Here is a 21,711-nt window from a genome sequence, read left to right as displayed (position 1 = left end):
ACCGCCCCGCCCGCCGCACCCGACCGAGCAGCCAACCCGCCGTCAACACCTTCGCGCCACCGACCGGCCGGCCCCACAGAGGAGACGACAGCACTGCAGACCTCTGGACTGGAACCGGTTTTAGACCTACGTTGTAACCGGTTTTAGCCGTCCGGCTGGAACCAATATCCGAAACCTCGGCCTTACAGAGTGGTAAAGATGAAGATCACGCGCACTACTCGGGTCGGCCTGCTGGCCGGCGCGGTGGCCCTGGCCGGCACATCGATCACGGCATGTGGGACCGGCGACGCCTCTTCCGACGGGAAGGGCACGATCTCCTTCCTGACCGGCAACGACGTCACGAGCACCACCCTGGGCAAGGACCTCATCGCGGCGTTCGAGAAGCAGAATCCGTCGATCAAGGTCAAGCTCGACACCCAGCCGGGCGGCCAGACGGCCGACAACCTGGTGAAGACGAAGCTCGCGACCGGCGAGATGGACGACGTCTTCTACTACAACTCGGGTTCGCTGATGCAGGCGCTCAACCCGGACAACTTCCTCGTCGACCTGAGCGACCAGTCCTGGGCGGGCAACCTGACCAAGGACTTCAAAGCGTCCGTGAGCACGGACAAGGGTCTCTACGGCGCCCCCTTGGGCACCTCGCTCGCCGGCGGCGTGATGTACAACCGGAACGTATACAAGAAGCTCGGCCTCACCGTGCCGACCAGTTGGCGAGAGTTCATCGCGAACAGCAAGAAGATCAAGTCCGCGGATCCCTCGGTCGCACCGGTCCTCCAGAGCTACGGAGACACGTGGACGAGCCAGACGATGATCCTCGGCGACTACGCCAACATCCAGGCGCAGCACGCCGGGTGGGCGGCCGAGTACACGGCCGGCCGGGCTAAGTACGCCGATCCGCCGGCCCTGGCGAGCTTCCAGCACCTGGCCGAACTGAACGACGACGGGCTGCTCAACAAGGACTTCGCATCGATGACCAACGCCGCCGCCCTGAAGGCGGTCGCCACCGGTACCGGCGCCCAGTACCCGATGCTCAGCTCGCTCGTGGCGACCATCCTGCAGAACCAACCTCACGCGGTGGACAACGTCGGATTCTTCGCCCTGCCCGCGGACGACGCGGCGGACACCACGCTCACGGTGTGGCAGCCGAGCGCGGTCTACATACCGAGGACCACGACCGGGGCGAAGCTGGAAGCGGCCAAGAAGTTCGTGGCGTTCATCAACAGCCCCTCGGGCTGCGCCATCCAGAACCGTGACTTCACCCCGTCCGGTCCGTACACGATCTCGAACTGCAAGCTCCCGAACAAGGGGCCCTCACTGCTCGACGACGTCCAGAAGTACTTCGACGAGCACAAGACCGCCTCCGCACTTGAATTCCAGTCGCCCGTGAAGGGCCCGAACCTCGAGAACATCGCCGTCCAGGTCGGTTCGGGCCTCACCTCGGCTTCCAAGGGAGCTTCGCTCTACGACCAGGACGTGAAGAAGCAGGCTCAGCAACTCGGCCTCAAGGGCTGGTGACCGAGCACCACCGACGGCCCGACTGAGCAGCGGGCCGGGCGGACGCCACCTGCCTGCCCCTCCGATTGTGAGAACGCGACATGAGCACCGTTGCAAGACCACGGCCACGGCCCGTACGGGCCGGCCTCGAGACATCGAGACGCCCACCACGCCTGAGCACCCTGTACCCCCGCTGGTTCCACCTCCCCGGGGCGGCCCTCTACGCCGTCTTCTTCGCCGCTCCGACCATCGTGTCCTTCTACTTCGCTCTGACCCGGTGGACGCTGTTCGACGTTCAGTTCATCGGCTTCGACAACTTCGTCGAGTTCTTCCGCGAACCCCAGCTGTACCAGGGGCTCATCAACACCTTCATCTACGGCTTCGTCACCTCCGCGGCCAAAGTCGTCATCGGCTTCGCCCTGGCGGTGCTCCTCACCTCCCCCATCCTGGGACGCGGCTATCTCCGAGCGGTCGTCTTCTTCCCCGTCCTGGTCTCCACGGTGGGTGTGGGCCTGACGTTCAAGTCCCTGCTCGACCCCTACCACGGGGCCGTCAACGGTGCGCTCCACACGTTCGGCATCCAGGGGCCCGGCTGGCTGACAGACCCGCACACGGCCTTGCTCACGGTCGCTGCCGTCGACATCTGGAAGGGCGTCGGTGTGGCGACACTCATCCTGATCGCGGGCATCGTCGCGATCCCGCAGGAGTACTTCGAGGCGGCACGCGTCGACGGTGCCGGGCCCTGGCGGGTCTTCCGCAGCATCACCCTTCCCCTGTCGCGGCCCGCCATCGGGACGGTCGTCATCCTCTCGCTCATCGGCGGCCTGCGCTCGTTCGACCTGATCTGGACCATGACCAACGGGGGGCCTGGATTCACCAGCGACGTCATCGCTTCGGTCATCTACAAGCAGTACCAAGCGGGGTTCTACGGCCTGTCCACCGCGGGCAACGTCGTACTGTTCGTCGTTGTCACAGTGATCATGGTTCCGGTGTCGCGCTTCCTCAACAGGCGGGAGGCGCAGACATGAGAAGGGCTCAGCGCTACACAATCGGCGCCGCCGCCATTCTGGTGTCGGTGGTGGTATTCCTCGTTCCGTTCGCGTTCATCGTCCTCCAGGCCCTCAAGGACCCCGCGGAGGCGGCCGAGCTGAACTTCTCGTGGCCTTCGAAGGTCGTGGCCTGGCAGAACCTCGTCGACGTGTTCACCTACAACGACAACATGATGCTGACGGCCTTCGTCAACAGCGCGCTCCTGACCGTGGCCAGCGTGACGATCATGGTGGTGCTGGCCGCGATGACGGGCTACGTCCTGCACCGCCGTCCGAGCCGCCTCAACCCGGTGATCAACTTCTTCGTCATGGCCGGACTGATCGTGCCGCCGGCCGTGGTTCCCACGATCTGGGTTCTGCAGGGAATCGGCCTCTTCAAGACGCTGGGAGGCATGATCCTCATCGAGGCGACCTACGGGTTGTCCCTGTGCGTGCTCCTCTTCCGGGCGTTCGTCGCCACCATTCCCCGCGAACTCGACGAGGCCGCCGTGATCGACGGTGCGGGCCCGGTCCGGTTGTTCTTCAGGGTCATACTCCCGCTGCTCAGGCCGGTGGTGATCACCGTGATCGTCGTGCAGTCGGTGGCCGTGTTCAACGACTTCACGGGCCCGTTGTACTTCCTTCCCGGCAGTGAGAACGCGACGGTTCAGCTCACTCTCTTCAACTTCCAGACCCAAACGCTCAACCAGTACAACCTGCTCTTCACCGACATTCTGCTCGTCACGATTCCACCGCTGATCATGTACGTCTTCTTCAACCGACAGATCGTCGCCGGAATGACCAACGGCGCTGTCAAGGGATGACCGGCGACGGCATGGAGCCCGTTCCCCCGCTGCCGCTCCGGCGCCCTCGCCCCCTGCGGTGAGCTTCGACGGCCGGGGCGGGACGGCCGCCGTCCGCTCGCCCGGCACAAAGCCCGGCGCCCTTCTTCAGGCGAGCACGAGGGCCGTGGTCGGCCTCGCCTTCGGCGCAAAGTGCCCCTTCCTTCCCGCGCATGTCGCCCGCAGGCATCCGCTGACGCTGCTCCACACCTCTGCCGCTCCCGCACGTCGTCCCCGCCCGGCCGCCCCACGGGGAGTGACGCGCCGGCGTTGAAACAAGCGTCCGCGGACGGACCCTCCCACTCGTCCGCGCACGCCATGACTGACAGCACGGTCCCCTGGCCCCTTCGACCCTCCTTCCGCGCCCCACGAGTTGCCGTAGCCCTTCGAGGCGTCCCCGACTGGACTTTCATGAACCCACTGACTTCCTCAGCCGTCCTCACCGCCGGGCCCGGTCGACAGCCCGGCCCGTTCAGCAGGCCCCCCGTGGGCACCGAGGCGGACCGGCACGACCGTCTCTCGCTCACCAGCCGGTTCCTGGAGCGGGACGGGGAGCCGTGGATCCCCGTCTCCGGCGAGTTCCACTACAGCCGTGTCCGCCGCGACCGCTGGTCCGAGAGATTGCGCCTCATGCGGGCCTCCGGCATCACCGTAGTGGCCAGCTATGTGTTCTGGCTCCACCACGAGGAGGCCAGGGGCGACATCCGGTTCGGCGACAATCTGGATGTCGCCGGATTCGTCCAGGAGGCGGCGGCAGCCGGCCTGGAGGTGGTGCTGCGCATCGGCCCGTGGTGCCACGGCGAAGCACGCAACGGCGGCCTCCCCGACTGGGTGGTCGCCGCCTGCCCCGCGACCCGACGGGACAACCCGGTCTACCTCGCCTTCGTACGCGAGTGGTTCACCGTGTTGGGCCGCGTACTGGCACCCGTCTGCACCCCGTCCGGTCCGGTTATCGGCATCCAGGTGGAGAACGAACTCTACGATCAGCCGGAACACCTCCTCACCCTCAAACGAACGGCCCGCGCGGCCGGTTTGAGGGCCCCGGTGTGGACCGCGACGGGCTGGGGAGGTGCTCAGCTTCCTCCCGGTGCGGTTCTTCCCGTGTTCGGGGGCTACTCCGACGGCTTCTGGGTCGACTGGGACGCCGCGTGGGACGACACGTTCCGCGAACACTTCTTCTTCTCGCACACGTGGGACGACCCGGGGATCGGAGCCGACCAGCGCGCCGCCAAGCCCGCGCCCGCCTTGAGCACCAGGCCCGGCACCTCCTTCCCGGCGGCCACGTGCGAGCTGGGCGCGGGCATGGCCACGGCCTACCACCGTCGTCCGGCCCCGGCAGCCGCAGACGCCGCGGCCATCGCCAACGTGAAGATCGGCAACGGTTCGGTCTGGCAGGGCTTCTACATGTACGCGGGCGGTGTCAATCCGGCGGGTGCCGACGGCACCGAGGAGTCGCACCGCACCGGCTACCCGAACGACATGCCCCGTTTCGACTACGACTTCCACGCGCCCATCGGTGCCTCGGGCCGGCCGTCCCCGGGGCTGGCGCCCCTGCGGGAACACAACCTCTTCGTCGAGTCCTTCGGACCCCAGCTGGCCGGCATGTCCTCCGTGCTCCCGGACGCCCTGCCCGACGGCGTCCACGACCGGAGCACTCTGCGGTGGGCCGTGCGCAGCGACGGCGACCGGGGATTCGTGTTCGTCAACCGGCATCAGCCGCACGAGCCGCTCGACGACTACGAGGCGGCCCGGTTCCGCGTCGCGACGCCCACCGGCCCGGTGATCCTGCCCGACCGGCCGGTGACCGTCCCGGCAGGCACGATCGCCCGCTGGCCGTTCGGGCTGTCCGTCAGCGGTGTCACGCTCGACTGGGCCACCGCCTCCGCGCTGACGGTGGTGAACGGGCCGACGCCCACCCTGGTGCTCCGGGCGCACCGCGGGATCGTGCCGCGGGCCCGATGGGCGGCGGGTACCGTCGCCACGTCGCGCAGCCTCGGCCGACTCGGCGCCGGTCCCTTCGACCTGCCCGTCGGCGATCCTCTGCATCTGACGTCCCACGCGGGATCTCTTACCGTGCTCGTGGTGGACGAGCGGACGGCTGCCGACCTCTGGATGGTGGACGGCCGGCTCATCAGGTCGACGGCTCCCGTGTGGGCCGACGAGGACGGTCTCAGGGCACGGTCGGTGCGGGCTCCGGAATGTCTGGAGTGGGACACAGCGAGGAAGGGCTTCGCCCGACTCTCCGCCCACGCGCCGGCGGAGGGGCGCGGTGCGGCGATCGCCACCACGTTGATCCGCCCGCACTCCTGCCCGCCGGACTCCTACGGCAGCCATTCCGGACGCGAATCCGCCCCTACCCGGCAGGACATCGACCGGGTGGCCGCGGTCCACCGGCTCTCCCTGCCACTGTCGCTCCAGGACCATGACCGGGACAGCGTCCTCGTCGTCGACTGGCTGGGCGACGTGGCCCAGTTGCGTGTGGACGGCACGCCGGTGGCGGACCGCTTCTGGGACGGGACGAGGTGGGAGCTCGACGTCAGGTCTCTGGGCATCACCGCCGCATCACAGGTCACCCTGCACGTCGTCCCACTGCGCGACGGAGCCCGGATCGGCTTCGCCCCACCCGCCCGCGAACTCCTCGCCCGTGTGTCCGCGCCCTGGTGCGCCGTCGACGGCGTCCGGCTCGAGGAGAGCGTCGTCTGGAGGCTCGTATGAGGGCGGTCGGTCTGCAGGCTGCCGGACTCGTCGACCCGCTGGGGCTGCCCGACACGAGGCCGACTCTCACCTGGCGCCTCGAAGGGTCCCGGCGCCCCGACTCCGTGCGCGTGGTCGTCGTCGACGGCGCGGATCCCGCGAACGGAACCCGCCTCGCGGTGGTCGACGTCGCCCCCTCCTGTCACCTGCTGCCCTGGCCCGCCGCGCCCCTGATGCCGGAGCAGCAGGTCAGCTGGTTCGTGCGGGTCAGCGGTGCGAACGGTGAGTCGACAAGCGAGACCGCCGTCATCGAGGCCGCCCCTGCCGGACTCGGCGGAGCACGTCCGATCACCCATCCCGACTGGCTCGGCGCCGAGTCCCCCGCGGCGTTTCCGGAACTCCGGCGGGTCTTCGCCCTCGACGCGGCCCCGGTGCGGGCGCGCCTCTCGCTCGCCGTCGAAGGCGTGGTCGCCGTGGAGATAGCCGGACTGCCGGCGCTCGGCTCGGAGCTCGATCCCGGATACGGCACTCCGGGCGGCAAGGTGCCGGCCATCGTGCGCGACGTGACCGGGCTGCTGCGAGCGGGCACCAACGAGATCACCGTGCGGCTCGGCGGCGGCGTCTCCTGGGTCCCCCGTCTCACGGGCCGGTACACGAAGTTCGTGAGCAGCCGTCGGCCCTGGGCCGCCGCGCGCCTGACCGTCGAGACCGCCGACGGCCGTACGACGGAAGTCCTCACCGACGGCACCTGGGATGCCCGGCTGGGAGCCACGACCGTCGCGCACTGGTACGGCGGCGAGGACTGGAGAGAGGGAATCGAGTCCGCCTGGATCCAGGCCGCTCAGCTGCCGCTGGAGCCGGACATCCGCTGGCGTTCCGCTCCACCGATCCGGGTCGTGGAGCGCCTCGAACCGGTGTCGGTCACGAGGAGACCCAACGGCGACCGCCTCGTCGATTTCGGGGTGAACGCCGCCGGACGGCCCGTGCTCACGCTCACCGCGGCCGTGCCCGGGCGACTCGTCACGTTGCGGCCTGCCGAACTCCTCGACGAGGAGGAGGCGATCACGCAGGCGTCGACAGGGTCACCGATCCGGGACGGTGTACGGCCGGCCGGTTCTGCCGCCGTGTGGCGTCCGTCCTTCGTCTACCACGGAGCGCGGTACTGGGAACTCGGTGGGCTGAGCCCCGAGGAGCCCGACACGGTGCTCGGCTTCGAGACCATGCGTGCGGACAACGTCCGGGTCGGGTCGCTTCGCACCTCCGATCCGTTCCTCGACCGGCTGCACGCCATGGTCGACCGCGCGGTGCAGAGCAACATGTACTCGGTCTTCACCGACTGTCCGCACCGCGAGAAACTCGGCTGGCTGGAACAGGACTATCTGTGCTTCGAAACGCTCGCGCGGGGCTACGACGTCTCGGCGCACCTGCGCGAGACGGTCGGCCTCATGAGGGAGGCCCAGACCCCGGACGGCATGGTGCCCACCACAGTGCCCGAGCTGGTGGTCTTCGATTATGACCGCCACAAGGACGACCAGACCGCCTTCCGCGACGATCCGAACTGGGGCCGGGCCCTCATCGAGGTGCCGTGGCGGCTCTACCTGCACACCGGGGACACCACGACCCTGCGGGAGGCTTGGCCCGCGGCGCGGCGCTTCCTCGACCACCTACGGACCCGGTCGGTCGACGGTCTCCTCGACCACGGTTTGGGCGACTGGATCGAACTGGACGACAGTACGCCACGGGGGCTGGTCGCCAGCGTGGGTTGGTGGGAGGCCCTCCGGACCGCGACGTGGACGGCCCGACTGTTGGGCCACGAGGAAGCGGGCGCGCGGTTCGAGGCCGATGCCAGGGCCCTGCGGTCGCGCATCGAGGCCCGCTTCTTCCGTGACGGGCGCTGGGGTTCGGGCAGTCAGGCGAGCTGGGCGTTCGGCTGGCTTCTCGCGCCGGACCCGGCCGCTCGCCAAGCTGCCGCCGACGCACTCGTCGGGCGCATCGCCGCCGACGACGGAGCGCTGACGGTCGGGGAGATCGCGTTGCCGCACTTCCTGCGCGCGCTGGCCGAGTCGGGGCGCAGCGACCTGATCGACCTTCTGATACGGCGTGTGGACGCTCCGGGCTACGGGCACCAGGTGGCGTCCGGTGCCACGGCACTGACCGAGTCGTGGGCAGGGCCCCAGGCACCGTTCGGGCAGGCGTCACAGAACCACTTCATGCTCGGAATGATCGACGAGTGGATCCTCGGTGACGTGGTCGGTCTGCGGCAGCACCCCGAATCGGTCGGATGGGCCCGCGTGCGGGTCAAACCCACGTTCCTGGAAACCGTGGAGTGGATCGAGGAGTCGTTCCTCTCCCCCCGGGGACGCATCACGGTGGGGTGGCGAAGGACAGCGGCGGGCATCACGCTCGACGTGACAGCGCCGCCCACGGTCGACGTCGAGATACTGGCCCCGGACGACGTGGTGCTCAGCAGGAACGCCGGCTGAACGGTCGTCATCCGTACCGGCCGAGCCGGCGCCGGGGCAACACCTCTGTACGGTGCCCGCGGCCCGTGGAGCCGCAGGTGCCGTACCTGAGGGGCGCTGATCGGTCGTCCTCCGCCGGAAGCCGTACAGGGCCGGGTGGCCGTCGACGCCCGCTCCCGGACGGAGCGGCCGGACCCGGTCAGGCGGACTCGCGGATCACAAGCTGTGTGGGAACGCTGACCGAGGCCATGGCTCCTCCGTCAAGGCCGATCCTGAGCTGCGCGACCATCTGGCGGGCCACGTCGGCCACGGACTGCCGGACCGTCGTCAGCTGCGGATCGGTCTGCTGCGCGATCGTCGAGTCGTCGAAACCGGCCACGGCGATCTGCCCGGGTACCGCGATGTCAGCCTTGTGCAGGGCGTCCATCGCCCCGGCGGCGAGAAGATCGGAAGCGGCGAAAACGGAGTCGATGCCGGGACGGGCCGCCAGAAGGGTCCGCATGGCGTTCTTGCCGGCCGCCCTGGAGTACTCGTGTGCTTCGATGACCAAATCGTCCCGGACGAGTCCGGGCGCCTCACCGGCGAACGCCGCGACCCTCGACTTGGCGCCGCTGGTCTCCAGGTGGCTGGCGATCACGGCGGTCGAGCGGTAGCCACGCGCCAGGAAATGGCGGGCCAACTGCCGCACCCCGGGCGTGTCGTCGGCGGCGACGAAGGGAAGGGGGTCCTCCCCGACGAAAGGGTGACCGCAGGCGATGGCCGGCATGCGATTGCCGCGGAGCAACGAGATGAGCTCCTCGGTACCCGCGTCGCCGACCAGGACGAGGATGACGCCGTCCACATGGCCTTCTCTGACGAACCGGGCGACACGCGCCCGTTCCGCCTGAGTGCTCGCGGTGAGGAGCATCAACGCATAGTCGAGTTCTGCGAGTTCCTCGGTGATCACCTGGAGCAGAACTGCGTAGTTGGGGTCCTCGAACAGCCGGACCGGAGGTGCGCCGAGCACGAAGGCGATGTTCCCCGTGCGGCTCGTGGCGAGCGAGCGCGCACTGGCGCTTGCGACGAAGCCTGTCGAAGCCATCGCCTCGACAACCGCCTGCCGAGTCTTCGGGCTGACCCAGTCATGTCCGTTGAGGACCCGCGAAACCGTGCCCTTCGAGACACCCGCGACCCGGGCGACATCCTCGATCGTGACAGCCCGGCCGGGCCGGCGCGGTTTTGGTTTCGACAGCGGCTTGGCGTCCCCGTCGGTCATGCTCTCCAGCCTCTCGTTCAGTCGCGACCACCCAGGGATCCAGCTTGCACAGACGCCCGTACGGACCGGTCCGCAGCCTTCAAAGCCCCATCCTGTAATCGGTTTTAGTCTACACCAGCCGGATTCTGTCCGCGTTGTTGTGCACTCCTGACGACTGAACTACGCTCCGCACGAGCTTTCGACTGAAAGCGGTTTTAGCCCCGCCTTCCCCTCTCAACGTCGAGATCGGAGTACACCCATGCGATCACTCAGAGGACTCGTCACGGTCGCTGCCGCCGTCACCATGGTCGGCGCCCTGCCGGCGGCCAACCCGGCGTCCGCCGCGTCGACCGCCGTGACCGCCGACTTCGCCCAGGTGGTGAACCCGGCCGCGCAACCCGCCCTGTTCGGGCTCGCCAACGAGCCCAGCCGCGACCACCAGGACGACGTCTACCCGAAGTTGCAGCGTGTCGGCGTCAAGCTCGAACGGGGCACCCTGCACGTCGACCGCCTCTTCGCCGGGAAGTTCGCGGGGATGACCCTCCAGGACTACGTCAACAACGTCGACGGCATCCAGAACCCGGAGAACTGGGACTGGAGCGTGCTCTCCTGGCTCGATCACGCCAAGGCAAGCCGGATGACCACGCAGCTGAACATCCTCCAGGCACCGGCCTGGCTCACCTACAGCGGAACCAACAGCGGAGTTCCGAAGGACTGGGCTGTCTGGCAAGACATCATCCGCAAGGTCGTCGCGCACTACTCGTCGAAGATCGACCAGATCGACATCCTCAACGAGCCGATGACCTCCTCGATGGTCAACCGGTCGGGCAGCCCCTACACGTCCCAGCAGTCCGCTGCCGCCGACCTGTACTTCTACACCGTACGGGCGATCCGGGCCGTCGACCGGACGGTCACCGTGGGCGGCGACGGAGACGACAAACAGGGCGGGGACTTCGGGGCGATGGGGACCATTCTCCGGGACCCGAGGCTGTCGGCGACAGACATCCAGTTCGTCTCGTACCACACCTACGCGGCCGACCCTGTCGCGAAGGCCAAGCTGCCCGAGTTGAAGGCGCTGCTCGACGCGACCGGCCGTTCCGGCCTACCCGTCTACATCAACGAGTGGAACCACAACTACTACGGCGACACGAAAGCCCCGCAGGTCGTCGGCAACCAGGCGACCACCTATGTCGCCAACACCCTGGTCAACTTCGCGAACCAGCCGATCATCACCGGAGCGGCGTTCATGTCGGCGCTCCCGGGCAATGTCACGCTGGACCCGCAGGAGAACTGCCCGGGATGCGTCATCGCCCAGGCGATCTACGACTGGGACGGAACCTCCGCGACCCTGTGGCCGCAGACCCGGGCCTACCGGCTGCTCTCCGTCGACGCCGGCCTCGGGGACGGCCGGTTCTCCACCGTGGCCACCGACGCGGGCGGCTTGACCAACGCCGTCGCCTTCACCAACGTGCACGGGCAGAAGGGCGTCATCCTCGTCAACGACACCGCTGATCGGCAGAAGGTCGACGCGACGCTGAACACCACCGGCTACACCACGAAGAACGTCACGGCGACCACGTTCACAGCCGACACCGGAACCAACACCGCCGTCACGCCCACCCACGTGAACCGGGTGCCCGTCCACGACGAGACCGTCACCTTGCGCGCTGTCGACGTCCCCGCCTACTCCGCGGTGGCGGTCGTGCTCTCGGACAAGGGCACCCTCACGCGTCCCTCCGGCACCGTGAAGCGGCGCTGAACAGCACGTGCCGCAGAGAGCGCGAAGGGAATGGCCGTCCCTGATCACGGCCTGCGTGACGGTCCGCCGAGTCGACGGAGTCGGCGGACCGTCATGCCGTCCCTGCGCTCGACGACGACCAGGACCAGGGCGAGTCCGGCCGGGCAGTACTCGACGAGGCTGCCGGTGAGGCGCTTCGATGTGCCTACTGATCGAGGCCGACGGCGTTCGAGGGAACGTCGAAGGCCATCAGGGTGAGCGAGACCGCGCTAAACCAGCCCATCAGGACCGTCACGTCCACGATGCCGGCGTCGCCGAGCAGCTCCTGCGCCCGCTGGAACATCCCCTGCGGCACGATCCGCGCAGCGGCAAGCGTCGAGGCGAGCTCGTACACCATATGCTGCCGCGGGTCGTCGAAGGAGGTAGGCAGCCCCGCGATCAGCGCCTGCGCCTTCTCCGCGTCGAGCCCTCCGAAGATCACACCGATCTTCTCGTGCTCGTAGCTGGCGTACGCGGCGCCCCAGCGCCCGCAGATCACACAGGTGGCGATCTCGATCTCGGCCTTCGACAACGTCGATTTCGTCTGGAAATACGCCCCGACCGGCGCGACCGTCTTGAGGAGCGTCGGGTTCGCCGCCCAGATCTTGTGCGGACCCGGCACGAGTCCGCGCAGCTTCAGCGTGAAGTCGAACGCCTCGCGCATCTCCGGCGACATCTGGTCGACCGGCGTCTCGGCGAAGCGCCCGAACGTGCCGAAGTCATCCGGGTTCTCGAGCATCGCCTTGAGTTCGTTGATATCGGGCATGATTCACTCCTAGTCGGTATGAGTCACGGCGCGGCCGGTGGGCACGTCATACGCGTTGAGCAGAGTGCCGAGCGCCAAGTAGTGGACGGTGATGAAAGCGACCGCGGCGAAGCCCTGCCGGCCGAGCTTCGCGACCGCGGCGTCGTACAGGGGCCCCGGCACCGCGCCACCGCGGGTCAGGGCGGAGGCGACATCCGCGGCGAGGAGCTCGTCCTCGCCCAGGTCGGCCGGGCGCGAGCCTGCGCTCAGGGCCGCGATCTGGTCCGGGCGCAGCCCGGCGCGCACGGCCAGCGGGGTGTGCGCGTAGAGCTCGTAGGCGACGTTGAACCTGCCGCCGATGGTCAGGATGACGACCTGCCGCGCCCTCTCGCTCAGGCCCGGCAGCTTCTGGGCGACATCGATGAACTGGCCGAGCGGCACCGCGAGGTCGGGGAAGTGAAGCATCACGCCCCACGGCCCGACGAACGCACCGTCGGGGTCGCGGACCTCGAAGCCCTGGTACTCCTCGGCCTGGATCATCTTCTCGAAGGCCTCGTAGAGGGGACGCTGCTCGGCGGTCAGCTCCGTAGGGGGAATCAGTGGCAGTCGCATGGTGATCTCCTTGTGCTCGACAGCCGAACACCGAGCGTTCAGGTGCGTTTCCAGGGCAGTGAGACCCGGTGGACCAGCCGATCAGCACGTCGTCGTGTCGACGATGCCTTGGTCGTGGTCACCGGGCCGGCTCAGACATCGCGCTTGAGCAGTGCGTCGAACGTGGTGACCGGGGCGATCCGTTCCTTGTCGACCACGACGTCGATCAGTGCCGGGCGGGCGCCGGCGATCGCCTGCTTCAGGGCTCCCCTGAAGTCCTCCGCCGAATCGACGCGAGCCGAGAACAGTCCGTACGCGGCGGCGACCTTCGCGTGGTCGATGTCGATGAAATCGCAGACCTCGTGCACGACATCGCCTCCGAGGGCGTGCTTGAAGCCGACGTGCTCGTACCCGAGACTCGCGTTGTTCAGGACGATGGTCACCGCCGGGATGTCCAGTCGCATCGCGGTTTCGAGGTCTCCGACGTTGTAGCCGAAGCCACCGTCGCCGACCAGCGCGAAGGCACGCTGCCCCGTCGGCGCCGCGAGCTGGGCTCCGAGGACGGCGGGGAAGGCCCAGCCGAGTGTGCCGGCGGCGCGCAGGAACGTCCGGCCGGGCGAATGGACGGGAAACAGGGCGCCGCCCCAGGCCCCCATGAAGCCCGTGTCCACGACGAGCAGGTCGCGCTCGTGGGTGAGTTCCCGAAGGATCGAGACGATGGCCTCGGGCCGCACATGCCCGGTGGCAGGTCGGCTCGCCACTGCCTGGAAATCCTCTTTCCAGGCGGCGCGCCTTTGCTGGACGGACTCGCACCACGTGCGGCGCGCGTCGGTGACCGGCTCCAAGGTCAGCGCCGCGGCGAGTGAGCGGCACAATTCGCCGGCATCGGCGACCACACCCGCCTGCACGGCGCGCGTCCTGCCGATGGCCTCGGGCGAGAGGTCGACCTGGACCACCTCGGTGGCGGCCGAGGGCAGCGTGTAGGTGTCGGTCGCGAGACCTCCGAGGTCCGAACCGATGGCCAGGACGAGATCCGCCTCACGCGCGATCTCGTTGCTGATCTTGCTTGAGTATCGTCCCGCGACGCCGACCGACAGCGGATGGTTCTCGGGTATGGCGCCCTTCCCGCCGAGTGTCGTCAGGACGGGCACCGACGCGGTCTCCGCGAGTGCGACCAGGTCGAGCGCGGCATCGGCGAGCAGCACTCCGTTCCCGGCGAGGATCATCGGCCGCTCACTCCGGGCGAGCCTGCTGACGATGTCGTCCACCGCGCTCGCCGACGGGGCTGGCGGCGTGGGCGTGAAGGCAGGCGCGTAGCGGGCGTTCGGCGCGACTTCCATGATCGTGTCGAAGGGGATGTCGAGGTGCACAGGCCGTGGGCATCCCGCGGCCGCGGTGCGCACGGCCTGAGCGACGAGTTCTCCGGCGCGGTCCGCGCGGGTGACACGCGCCTGCCACTTCGTGACCGACTGGAACATCGGCGGCTGATCGAGCTCCTGGTACTCGTTCTTGTACTCGACCCGTGTGGACACCGTGCTGGTGATTGCGACGAGGGGGCTGTGTGCCCACCAGGCGTCCGCGAGCGCTCCGGCGACGTTCGCCGCACCCGGCCCCCACTGCCCGTAGACGACCGCGGGTTTGCCCGTCACCCGGGCATACGCGTCGGCCATGACGACGGACGCGGCCTCGCTGCGTGCAAGGTGCATGGCGATGCCGTGATCGCGCAGCGCCTGCCACAGCAGCAGATCGCCACCGGTGACCAGGAAGATACGGTCGATCCCGTTGTCCTTCAGGGCCCTGGCCACAGCGTGCGCGACCCTGGGCGCATCCATCTCGGTCTTGTGTTCCGTTGCGGTGTCACCGCTTGCTTTCGTCACAAGTTTCTCTCTTCATCGGCTCAGAACATGTGGTTGCTTCACCGCTGGGACGCGGCACCTTGGCCGCTGTCGAGACCGCGGGGCGCAAAATGGCGGTACCAGCGGTTTTCGGTGGAACGCTGGGGCCGGGCCGGAAGCCCGAGCGGCCGCGGAACTCGCAGCGCCGAATCGTCGGTCGAAGCTCGGTGTCACCTGCTGTCAGGCCCCCGGACGCCTGGGGCCAGGGACCGGGTGTCGGCGGCCTTCCTCGAGCCACGGCCGAATGCCGTCAGAGGATGAGGCCCTTGGTGATCACGTTGGGCAGGGTGGTCATCTCGGCGAAGGCGCGTTGGTCGTGGGCGGGCACGACGATCATGTCGGGGATGCGCTGGAGGATGGAGGCCATCCGCAGGAGATTGCGTCGGTTGCCATCCGCGTCCAGATCGGCGAACCTCCGCACCAGCCAGGGACGTTCTTCCAGCCGGGTAAGACCTTCGCGCTGCCACACCAGGTCCCCCACCAGGGCGTACCGCAAGTGGTTGGCGAGCGTCACGAACACGATGATGCTGCCTGGGGTGTGCCCAGAGGCGGGAACGCAGACGATCGATCCGTCGCCGTGAACGTCGTGGCTGCGGGGGAAGCCGAGGTAGGGACCGGACTCGAAGCGGATGACGCTCCAGGGGATGCTGGCCTCGCTGAAGGGTGGGCCGAAGTAGCCGTGCATGCCCTCCCTGTCGAAGGCGGCCTTCTCTCGCTCGGTGGCCAGCACCGGCACGTCGGGGAAGTCCGGGAGGCCGCTCACGTGGTCCCAGTGCGCGTGGGTGAGGAGGATGCCGGCGAGTCGGCCGAAGTCGTAGCCGGCGGCCTCCAGTTGGTCCCGTGCCGGCTTCCACATCTCGTACTTGGTCATGCGCTGGAACAAGGGCGGCATGGTGGTCATCTGCTGGTCGATACCGCGGCCGAACCCGGTGTCGACCAGCAGATCGCCGCTGGGGTGCTTGATGAGGACGGCCCCCATGTTGAAGTCACGCTTCTCGAAGAATGACCCGCCGCGGTAACCGTAGGCGGCGACGCGCTTGTTGACGCCGGTCGGCACCGCGACGACGTCCAGTTCCGCCGGCGGCTTGGCCTCGGGATTCGGAATCGAGTCGGACAGAGGGGGAGGCACAGGCAGTGGCGACGACGCGAAGCTGCGGGCCAGGCGCGCCACCGGCACCGCGGCAGCCGCGGCGACGATGAACCGCTTCTTCATGATTCGTTCTCCTTCTAGCGGGTCCGCGGTGCCCACGGCTCGGCGGGGGATTCCTGGAGCAAGGGCCCGGGCCGGCGAGCGCACTCGGGGCGCCGAGTAGGCCATCCGTGCCTGGCTGATCGGATACGCAGCCGCACAGCTGCGTCCTGTGCTTGAGGGAGCCCGGTCGGGGGTCCGTGGAAGCATGCTAGGCGTAAAAAAAACGAACACCCGTTGTCTTTGTCCACTGTGCACCGGGGCGCAGCTCATCGTCAAGGAGAACGACCGCTCGTTTTTCATGTACGCTGCGAGCATGCCCAAGGTGAGCCAGGAGTACCTAGACGCCCGCCGCGCGGAGATCCTGAGCGCTGCGAGGCGCTGCTTCGTGCGCAACGGCTTCCACGCGACGACCATGCAGGACGTACTGACGGAGACGGGCCTGTCCACGGGAGCCGTGTACAGGTACTTCGCCGGCAAGCAGGACATGATCGTCGCGATCGCCGAGGAGAACCTGGGCGAGGTGGTCGCCGAAGTCCGCAAACTGGCCGATCAAAGACCCACGGTCGGCATCGGAGAAGCACTCACCGACCTCTTCGAGGTCATCAAGGCAAAGCACGTGGAAAACGGCTTCGCCGCCCTCACGCTGCTGGTGTGGTCCGAATCGCTGTACATCCCGGCACTCACCGAGCGGATCAAAGCCACAATCATCGAGGCCTGCGGTGAAATCGTCAAGATCGTGCGGGAGCATCAAAATGTCGGCACCCTGCCCCAGGGGGCCTCAGCAGACGAACTCGCCCAATTGATCGCGACGATCATGCCCGGTTTCATTCTCCAGCTGACCGTCCTGGGCCCCTCAGGAGTTGAGGGGCTGTCGGACGCCGCCCGCACACTGTGGCCGGGGGGAGGCACGCACGCGACCACTCCGCATACCGCAGGACAACTGGGCGAGTAATACGCTCTCAGCATGCACGCGGGCGCGGCTCGGCACCGCGCCCGCACAGTAGGCTCTCCGCCTTCGACTCAGCGGAAACCATTGGCACCGGGAGCAGCGACGATAACCTCCGCCTCGGTTCCCTTTTCGCACCAAAAACCACGTACGGAATTACCTACCTCACGGTTTTTCAACTGCGGAAAAACCGGGTTGGTCAGGTTACCCGGCCGCACCCATCCGCAACCAAACGCTATTCATTAGCTGCCTCTTGACGCGATGAATCAATAGTGGCAACAATGCATTCGAAACGCGTGAGCCCCTTCGCCGCCGCAGTCGAGGCCCGTTTTCCCTTTTACCGGCCACCGCTCTGCCCAGCGGTTTCTTCGGCACGTGCTCACCTGCGTTCCGCAACCACTCAAAGGATCGCCAATGGCAGACTTGAGGCGTTACGTCGTCGGCCTCGACGACAAGGGCAAATCGGCCGTTCTCCAAACGGGCGTACCCAACCAGCAGGAATTTCCCGGCTTCTTCTGGCGCGCAACGCTGTGGAAGACCCGCGAAACCCCGGTCGACAACAGCATCCCCGGAGACCGATCGGTGGAGGGTGGCGCGGCCCGATCCCCGTTCCCGAACGGCATGTTGGTGCGCGCCATGGAGTTCTGGCCGGAGCCCGACCCCGAGACAACCGAGAAGCTGTTCGCCGACCTCAACAAAGTAGCCGCGGAGAACCACCAGCCCGCGCAGGCCGACAAGCCTCGCCACCCCACGATGCACAAGACCGACACTCTCGATGTCTTCCACATCGTTCGGGGTGAGATATACCTCGTCCTCGACGAGGACGAGATCCTGCTGAAGCCGTCCGACACGGTGGTCATCCAGGGCAGCAATCACGGCTGGAGCAACCGCGGCACCGAGCCGTGCCTGATACTCGGCAGCATGACCGACGCACTGCCGCGGGAACTCGCCGAATAGGCCCCGCACGCCGGAATGGGCTGCTGTGACCGAGCCCGTGCGGGCTCACCCTATGGGCCCGGTCACAGCAGCCGGATGCCCTGCCCCGCCAACTGCTGCTCGAAGTACCAGGGGTGCTCAGGTGCGCGCCTGAGCAGCCAGTGCGCGGAGCGCGGTGACCGGTTTCCGCACGCCATAGGCGACGACGGTGGAACGCCCGCCGGTCCGTGTCCAGGTGAGCAGGGCGCGCCCTTCGGCCACGCTGCCCACCACGCTGGTGGGTTCGCCGGACAGGGGCAGAGGCCCCCCGCCTTGAGGGCTGGGTGTTCTATCCATGGAGGTTGGTGACGGACGGCACGGCTTGGTGCTCTTGAACGGGTGAGGGCCTTCCGGCTTCGGTGTGGATTGCGACATCTCCACCGAGCACCGAGAAGGCCCTCTTGCCTCACCGTAATGCACCCCTGACCGAGACCGGCCGTCTGCGCCTGGCCCGCTGCGTCGTCGAGGACGGCTGGACGCTGCGCCGGGCCGCCGAGCGCTCCCAGGTCTCCCCGACCGCCGCCCAGCGATGACCGACCGCCCCTCCCGCCCGCACACGAGCCCGCGCCGCACCCTGACTCGCACCGAACGCCGGATCATCAAGGTCCGCGGTCAACTCGGTTCCGTCCGGCAGCCGTACGCCGTTCACGGGGTCCCCAGCCAGGGTGGCATACCCGGTGGCCTGGACGAACCGGATGCCGTACGCCTCGGTGCGTGCGGTGATCGCGGTGGAGAGGTAGCCGCCGAGGATCCGCTCCAGCGACCGGGCGACGTCCACGACGGTGACCGGGATGCCGCGGGCGGCGCAGGCGCCGGCCACTTCCATGCCCAGGAAACCCGCGCCGAGCACGATCGCGGAGGCGCTGGTCTCCAGCCGCGCCCGGAGCAGGCGGGCGTCGTCAAGGGTGCGCAGTACGAGTTCGCCGCGCTGGCCTGGTGCGGCGAGCCTGCGGGCGTCGGCACCGGGGGCGGCGACCAGTGCCCCGTAGTCGAACTGTCGGCCGTCCGCAGTGGTCACCACACAGCGGTCGGTGTCGACTCCGACCGCGGCCGAGCGGACGATGTCGACGTCCAGCCCGTCGAGGTGGTGGCTCAGCGTGTCGTCGGCGGCCGGGTCCCTGAGGACCGCCTTGGACAGGGGTGGTCGTGAGTACGCCCCGTTCTCCTCGGCACCGATGACGGTGACCTTCCCACAGTGGCCGATGATGCGCAGTTCCCGTGCCGTAGTCCGGCGAGCGACTCTCCGACGATGATGACCGAGGGCGGCGTCGCCATGACGGAAGTCGCAGGGCCGCAACCGGACATGCGTCGACTGCCGAACGGGCGGCGGCGACATGCCTGTCGGGCACCTCGGATCCTCGAAGCGGTAGGTGAGCTCGACGTCGTCGTCCAGGCTGAACACGGCCGGGGCCTGTTCGGCGCACAGCCCGTGGCCCTCGCAGCGTCCATAGTCGACGGAGATCTTCATCGTTGTCGTCCTCAACAGGTCTTTCAGGCAGAGAGCACTGGTGTCGGCGGAGAGGATGCGCACGGAACGGAACGTCGCGCGGCTGGGGCTCACTCAGGCGGGGACGAGTTCGAGTGGCAAGCGCTCCAAGCGGTGGATGATGTTTTTCAGGGCCCACTGTGGTCGGCCGGTCGCCTCAATCCGGTCGACGCGTTGGACCAGGGCACGCAGCATGGCAGAAGTCTCCAGGCGGGCCAGGCCCTGTCCGGCGCAGCCGTGGGTCCCGTGTCCGAAGCGGAGCTGACGGCCCGCGTCACGGCGGATGTCGAAGGTGTCCGGGTCGTCCCACTCCAAGGGATCCCGGTTGGCGGAGGCGTGCAGGACCAGTACCCGCGAGCCCTTCGGGTGCGTGACGCCCGCAAGTTCGACCTCGCGGGCCTGAAGGACTCTGTTGGTCGATGTGATGGTTCGCCTGAAATGACCTTCGGGTGCGGTGGACACTGCTCGTTGTCGGGTCTGTTTCCTGGGGGCGAGGGGGAGATCATGTCGATGCGTCCGTTGCCTGCGCCTGCGGTGCCTGAGTCCACGGCCGGGGTCGCCCGTGCTGCGTTCCCGCGCGGTTGCCTGGCCATGCGGATCAGGGACGAGTTCGGGGCGGTGTTTGAAAGCGATCCCCGTTCCCGGCGCAGTAGCGGCTCTCCTCACCCCAACGAGCCATACACAGCCATCCAGTTCACACCACAAACGATCAAGAAAAATGCGAAACACGAGCGGTCACGCCATACGAATCAGCGACCCGCGAAGTCCGGGTCTAGATCTCTCCCGTCGGCGACCGACATCAGTCGGCCGAATCGGCTTCGACCGTCAGCCAGAGTTCGAAGCAGTTGCCGCGGGCCAGTTGCATCACGCCGATCGCCGCACGGCCGCCCACCCCCGCCTCGTGTCCGAAGACCTCGGTGAACACGTCGGTGGCCCCGGAGGCGACCTGGTGAACCTCCTCGAACTCGGGCGTGCACACCACGAAGCACAGGGCGCGGACGACGGCCGTGACGCGATCCAGGGACCCCAGGGCGAGCCGGACGCCGCCCAGGGCGTTGACCGCAGCCATGCGGGCCGCCTCCCGGCCCCGTGCCAGGGACACGTCGGCCCCCAGCCGCCCCGGGTGCAGGAGGGTACCTGTTCGGTCCTCAGGGGTGAATCCGCTGAGGAGGATCAGGCTCCCGCTGCGGTGGAACGCCTTGACCGTGCCGTACCGGCCGCCGTACGGCGGGTCGGCGTAGTCGGGGATGCGCAGACCGAGCCGTGCAGCGCGGGCCTCGGCGCCCTCGGCGGGGCGGCTCACGGACGGTCCAGCAGGCGGCGCGGAGTGTCGACCAGGATGCGGCGCAGCACCTCGGGACCGGCCAGCTTCTCCAGCGCGGGCGCGATGCGGCGGAACAGGTGCTCGTAGCCGTAGCCGCCGTTGTGCAGCAGGTTGGACTGCGTCCACACGTCGCAGCCGATCACCAGCTGGTCCTGGTGGCCTTCGGAGAGCAGCCAGGCGGCCATGTCGAGACGCTCGTGGTCGGCGGGCGAACGCAGATCAGGGCTGCCGTAGGAGAAGTCCGTGCCAAAGGTGTCGTACTCCAAGACGGCTCCGGTCTGGGCGGCGTCCTTGTGGTAGGCGCGGTCCAGCACCTCGTCCATGTGGCTGAGCACGATGCGGTCGGCGGACATGCCCTCGGACAGCAGGAGTTCGACGAGGGACAGGGCGTCCTGTCCGCGGAAGGAGAGGTGCACGTTGACCGCGCAGCCGGTCTCGGCGGCGGCCCGGCCCGCGGCGGCGACCACGCGCAACTCGCCCTCGGTCGGCGGGTGGTTGGTGCCCAGCTCCCCGATCAGGGCGGGCTTGATGCCGGTGCCGTCGATGCCGTCGCGCAGGTCGGTCAGGAGCTTGACCGTGAGGGTGTCCACGTCGGCTGTGCGGACGTCGTCGGGGTGGGTGGTGTCGACGTACCAGCCGGTGCCGACGCAGATGGTGACGCCGCTGCGGCGCGAGATGTCCGGGAGTTCCACCAGGCGGCGGCCCATGCCGCGCAGGGTCAGTTCCACGACGGCGGCGCCGCCCGCCTGCCGCAGCGCGGTCATCTCGGCGACGGCTACGCCGGGGTCGTGCAGGACCAGGTTCTGCGGGACGGACAGAGCGTTCCAGCGCAGTCGGGCCATGTCCTGCGGACGGATGGGTCCGGTCAGCGGGGGTTCGCCGGGCGGGGCGGGACGTGCCCACAGGCTGAGGTCGCTGAGCAGGTGTTCGTGCATGGAGGTCGGGCCGAGCGCGGCGGCGTCGACGGGGCCGAGAACGGTGTGGACGGGCATGGATGGCCTTCCGTGGGCGGGAACGGCGCGTCGG

General features: G+C 68.3%; 17 protein-coding genes and 2 pseudogenes. 9 read left to right on the top strand and 10 right to left on the bottom strand.

The annotated features are described in order from the left end of the window. Nucleotides 1-198: 198 nt before the first annotated feature. The 5 genes from ACH4U7_RS48690 to ACH4U7_RS48670 all read left to right on the top strand — a co-directional run bounded on the left by ACH4U7_RS48690 (nucleotide 199) and on the right by ACH4U7_RS48670 (nucleotide 8,541). Nucleotides 199-1,515, top strand: a complete 1,317-nt coding sequence (locus ACH4U7_RS48690) for an ABC transporter substrate-binding protein (RefSeq protein ID WP_398534177.1) — start codon at nucleotides 199-201, stop codon at nucleotides 1,513-1,515. 80 nt (nucleotides 1,516-1,595) lie between these two features. Then, the gene (locus ACH4U7_RS48685; protein WP_398534176.1) at nucleotides 1,596-2,522 is read left to right on the top strand and encodes a carbohydrate ABC transporter permease; all 927 of its coding nucleotides are present in this window, start codon (nucleotides 1,596-1,598) and stop codon (nucleotides 2,520-2,522) included. Beyond that, entirely contained in the window at nucleotides 2,519-3,346 is an 828-nt protein-coding gene (locus ACH4U7_RS48680) for a carbohydrate ABC transporter permease (protein WP_398534175.1), read from the top strand. The genes ACH4U7_RS48685 and ACH4U7_RS48680 overlap by 4 nt, the downstream gene beginning before the upstream one ends. Nucleotides 3,347-3,775: 429 nt before the next feature. Next, nucleotides 3,776-6,079, top strand: coding sequence for a beta-galactosidase (locus ACH4U7_RS48675; protein ID WP_398534174.1), 2,304 nt, complete (start codon nucleotides 3,776-3,778; stop codon nucleotides 6,077-6,079). After that, a complete protein-coding gene (locus ACH4U7_RS48670; protein ID WP_398534173.1) occupies nucleotides 6,076-8,541 on the top strand; it encodes a family 78 glycoside hydrolase catalytic domain in 2,466 nt (821 codons plus the stop codon). The genes ACH4U7_RS48675 and ACH4U7_RS48670 overlap by 4 nt, the downstream gene beginning before the upstream one ends. Nucleotides 8,542-8,719: 178 nt before the next feature. Here the strand turns inward: ACH4U7_RS48670 and ACH4U7_RS48665 are convergent, their stop codons facing one another. After that, complete coding sequence (locus tag ACH4U7_RS48665) at nucleotides 8,720-9,775, bottom strand: LacI family DNA-binding transcriptional regulator (protein ID WP_398534172.1); 1,056 nt, start codon at nucleotides 9,773-9,775, stop codon at nucleotides 8,720-8,722. Nucleotides 9,776-10,013: 238 nt separating this feature from the next. Between ACH4U7_RS48665 and ACH4U7_RS48660 the strand changes: the two genes are divergently transcribed. Beyond that, on the top strand, nucleotides 10,014-11,513 hold the full coding sequence (locus ACH4U7_RS48660; protein WP_398534171.1) for a cellulase family glycosylhydrolase: 1,500 nt from the start codon (nucleotides 10,014-10,016) through the stop codon (nucleotides 11,511-11,513). Between the two features lie 184 nt (nucleotides 11,514-11,697). On the opposite strand, the gene ACH4U7_RS48655 is transcribed toward ACH4U7_RS48660, so the two are convergent. The 4 genes from ACH4U7_RS48655 to ACH4U7_RS48640 form a co-directional block, all read right to left on the bottom strand. Then, entirely contained in the window at nucleotides 11,698-12,297 is a 600-nt protein-coding gene (locus ACH4U7_RS48655; RefSeq protein WP_398534170.1) for a carboxymuconolactone decarboxylase family protein, read from the bottom strand. Between the two features lie 9 nt (nucleotides 12,298-12,306). After that, nucleotides 12,307-12,888 (bottom strand): carboxymuconolactone decarboxylase family protein, encoded by a 582-nt coding sequence (locus tag ACH4U7_RS48650; RefSeq protein ID WP_398534169.1) that lies wholly within the window; start codon nucleotides 12,886-12,888, stop codon nucleotides 12,307-12,309. A gap of 131 nt (nucleotides 12,889-13,019) precedes the next feature. Continuing rightward, nucleotides 13,020-14,699 (bottom strand): thiamine pyrophosphate-binding protein, encoded by a 1,680-nt coding sequence (locus ACH4U7_RS48645; RefSeq protein WP_398534168.1) that lies wholly within the window; start codon nucleotides 14,697-14,699, stop codon nucleotides 13,020-13,022. A 313-nt stretch (nucleotides 14,700-15,012) separates the two neighbouring features. After that, entirely contained in the window at nucleotides 15,013-15,975 is a 963-nt protein-coding gene (locus ACH4U7_RS48640; protein ID WP_398534167.1) for an MBL fold metallo-hydrolase, read from the bottom strand. Nucleotides 15,976-16,267: 292 nt separating this feature from the next. On the opposite strand from ACH4U7_RS48640, the gene ACH4U7_RS48635 reads away from it, so the two are divergent. After that, nucleotides 16,268-16,906: a TetR/AcrR family transcriptional regulator gene (locus tag ACH4U7_RS48635; RefSeq protein WP_398534166.1), complete on the top strand. Its 639-nt coding sequence runs from the start codon at nucleotides 16,268-16,270 to the stop codon at nucleotides 16,904-16,906. A gap of 408 nt (nucleotides 16,907-17,314) precedes the next feature. Continuing rightward, nucleotides 17,315-17,857, top strand: a complete 543-nt coding sequence (locus tag ACH4U7_RS48630) for a cupin domain-containing protein (RefSeq protein ID WP_398534165.1) — start codon at nucleotides 17,315-17,317, stop codon at nucleotides 17,855-17,857. 117 nt (nucleotides 17,858-17,974) lie between these two features. Here ACH4U7_RS48630 and ACH4U7_RS48625 read toward each other — a convergent pair whose 3' ends face one another. Next, nucleotides 17,975-18,172 (bottom strand): hypothetical protein, encoded by a 198-nt coding sequence (locus ACH4U7_RS48625; protein ID WP_398534199.1) that lies wholly within the window; start codon nucleotides 18,170-18,172, stop codon nucleotides 17,975-17,977. Between the two features lie 104 nt (nucleotides 18,173-18,276). Here ACH4U7_RS48625 and ACH4U7_RS48620 point away from each other — a divergent pair. Then, nucleotides 18,277-18,485: pseudogene (locus tag ACH4U7_RS48620) on the top strand (IS481 family transposase); the annotation flags it as partial. 51 nt (nucleotides 18,486-18,536) lie between these two features. Here ACH4U7_RS48620 and ACH4U7_RS48615 read toward each other — a convergent pair. The 4 genes and pseudogenes from ACH4U7_RS48615 to ACH4U7_RS48600 form a co-directional block, all read right to left on the bottom strand. Then, nucleotides 18,537-19,343, bottom strand: a pseudogene (locus ACH4U7_RS48615) (FAD-dependent oxidoreductase); the annotation flags it as partial. A 93-nt stretch (nucleotides 19,344-19,436) separates the two neighbouring features. Continuing rightward, complete coding sequence (locus ACH4U7_RS48610) at nucleotides 19,437-19,823, bottom strand: cytochrome P450 (RefSeq protein ID WP_398534164.1); 387 nt, start codon at nucleotides 19,821-19,823, stop codon at nucleotides 19,437-19,439. Between the two features lie 337 nt (nucleotides 19,824-20,160). Continuing rightward, nucleotides 20,161-20,664, bottom strand: coding sequence for a RidA family protein (locus ACH4U7_RS48605; protein ID WP_398534163.1), 504 nt, complete (start codon nucleotides 20,662-20,664; stop codon nucleotides 20,161-20,163). Beyond that, nucleotides 20,661-21,677: a phosphotriesterase gene (locus ACH4U7_RS48600; RefSeq protein WP_398534162.1), complete on the bottom strand. Its 1,017-nt coding sequence runs from the start codon at nucleotides 21,675-21,677 to the stop codon at nucleotides 20,661-20,663. Before ACH4U7_RS48600 ends, ACH4U7_RS48605 begins: the two co-directional genes overlap by 4 nt. Between the last annotated feature and the right edge of the window lie 34 nt (nucleotides 21,678-21,711).

It is taken from the genome of Streptomyces sp. NPDC020845, assembly GCF_044334165.1.
Taxonomy (GTDB): domain Bacteria; phylum Actinomycetota; class Actinomycetes; order Streptomycetales; family Streptomycetaceae; genus Streptomyces.
This window is presented reverse-complemented; position numbering and strand designations above follow the sequence as displayed.

Bases quoted from the DNA above. Each gene is read 5' to 3' on its own strand.
- ACH4U7_RS48680 (WP_398534175.1), top strand. From the start codon at position 2,519: ATGAGAAGGGCTCAGCGCTACACAATCGGCGCCGCCGCCATTCTGGTG.
- ACH4U7_RS48645 (WP_398534168.1), bottom strand. From the start codon at position 14,699: ATGGATGCGCCCAGGGTCGCGCACGCTGTGGCCAGGGCCCTGAAGGAC.
- ACH4U7_RS48650 (WP_398534169.1), bottom strand. From the start codon at position 12,888: ATGCGACTGCCACTGATTCCCCCTACGGAGCTGACCGCCGAGCAGCGT.
- ACH4U7_RS48690 (WP_398534177.1), top strand. From the start codon at position 199: ATGAAGATCACGCGCACTACTCGGGTCGGCCTGCTGGCCGGCGCGGTG.
- ACH4U7_RS48670 (WP_398534173.1), top strand. From the start codon at position 6,076: ATGAGGGCGGTCGGTCTGCAGGCTGCCGGACTCGTCGACCCGCTGGGG.
- ACH4U7_RS48655 (WP_398534170.1), bottom strand. From the start codon at position 12,297: ATGCCCGATATCAACGAACTCAAGGCGATGCTCGAGAACCCGGATGAC.
- ACH4U7_RS48685 (WP_398534176.1), top strand. From the start codon at position 1,596: ATGAGCACCGTTGCAAGACCACGGCCACGGCCCGTACGGGCCGGCCTC.
- ACH4U7_RS48640 (WP_398534167.1), bottom strand. From the start codon at position 15,975: ATGAAGAAGCGGTTCATCGTCGCCGCGGCTGCCGCGGTGCCGGTGGCG.
- ACH4U7_RS48660 (WP_398534171.1), top strand. From the start codon at position 10,014: ATGCGATCACTCAGAGGACTCGTCACGGTCGCTGCCGCCGTCACCATG.
- ACH4U7_RS48665 (WP_398534172.1), bottom strand. From the start codon at position 9,775: ATGACCGACGGGGACGCCAAGCCGCTGTCGAAACCAAAACCGCGCCGG.
- ACH4U7_RS48630 (WP_398534165.1), top strand. From the start codon at position 17,315: ATGGCAGACTTGAGGCGTTACGTCGTCGGCCTCGACGACAAGGGCAAA.
- ACH4U7_RS48675 (WP_398534174.1), top strand. From the start codon at position 3,776: ATGAACCCACTGACTTCCTCAGCCGTCCTCACCGCCGGGCCCGGTCGA.
- ACH4U7_RS48625 (WP_398534199.1), bottom strand. From the start codon at position 18,172: ATGGATAGAACACCCAGCCCTCAAGGCGGGGGGCCTCTGCCCCTGTCC.
- ACH4U7_RS48635 (WP_398534166.1), top strand. From the start codon at position 16,268: ATGCCCAAGGTGAGCCAGGAGTACCTAGACGCCCGCCGCGCGGAGATC.
- ACH4U7_RS48600 (WP_398534162.1), bottom strand. From the start codon at position 21,677: ATGCCCGTCCACACCGTTCTCGGCCCCGTCGACGCCGCCGCGCTCGGC.